This is a genomic window from Vibrio sp. 10N.222.46.A1 (assembly GCF_041473595.1).
GTDB classification, from domain to species: domain Bacteria; phylum Pseudomonadota; class Gammaproteobacteria; order Enterobacterales; family Vibrionaceae; genus Vibrio; species Vibrio tasmaniensis_A.
This window is the reverse complement of sequence record NZ_JBFRSN010001558.1, coordinates 1-826: the sequence shown is the minus strand read 5'-3', so window position 1 is coordinate 826 and position 826 is coordinate 1. Positions and strand designations below refer to the sequence as shown.

Annotated in this window: 1 protein-coding gene and 1 pseudogene; both read right to left on the bottom strand. The window is 47.8% G+C overall.

What is annotated here, in order from left to right; genetic code table 11:
- Positions 1-240, bottom strand: a pseudogene (locus AB4496_RS28070) (DNA repair protein); the annotation flags it as partial.
- Positions 237-826 (bottom strand): type-F conjugative transfer system secretin TraK (gene traK / locus AB4496_RS28065; protein ID WP_372133317.1); only part of this gene is annotated, 590 nt, incomplete at its 5' end. The pseudogene AB4496_RS28070 and the gene traK, both read right to left, overlap by 4 nt.

Genomic DNA, 826 nt, shown 5'->3' with positions numbered 1-826 from the left:
TTTGTCGGTAAAATCATCAGTAATGATTTCCCCAAAATTGGGGGCTGGCTCAACGACTTCTTTCGCAGTATCTAGCGAGGTTCGAGGTTGTTTAAAGGCTTTAAACGCAAAAAAAACTGCGACTAAGAGCGCAACGGCTAACAGGCTGAGTATTTGGTTACGCTGCTTACTTTGGTCATTGGCGAGCACTCCATCCTCTAAGTCTGACTCTCTAAAAAGCCACTGTTTCAATCGTTTCATTCGCGACCTCCTGTGATGATGTACAGATGTGTAGATTCACCTGGGGGTAAGGTATAACGGTCAAGTGAGGCGCTCCGACTGGCGTAACTGTAAAATTGCGCTTCGGTCAGAGTGACGGTGTCATTGGATTGGTTTTTAACTTGATAAATAAGCCCTGAGAAGGGGCGGCCTACAAAAAGGGTCTGCGGAATAATGGCCAGTGGCGACGTGTCTTTGGGGAGGGTTTCGGGGTCAATCGGATGGACACGAAACCCTGGGATAGGCGTCTTTGAACGCTGCCAATGTATCATTTGTTTGGTGAGTTGCCCCAAGGCCAAAGGGTATTCGAGATCTTTTTCAAAGACACTTTTCTCTGCAGTAGAGCGAAGCGGAATAAACTCATTCACCACCGCAGGGACGGCTTTAGGGTTGATAAAAAGCGAGAAATTTTGACCTTTCTCTGTGGTGACGTGCGCGGTAAAAGGCAAGGCGATGTTGAGTTTGACGGTAATAGAGCCCGATTGGTCTCGTTGATTGGCTTTAGCGAGACAAAACCCTCTAGGGCCACTACTAAACGGTTGGTGTTGACCGAGGATAAGGGCAACAC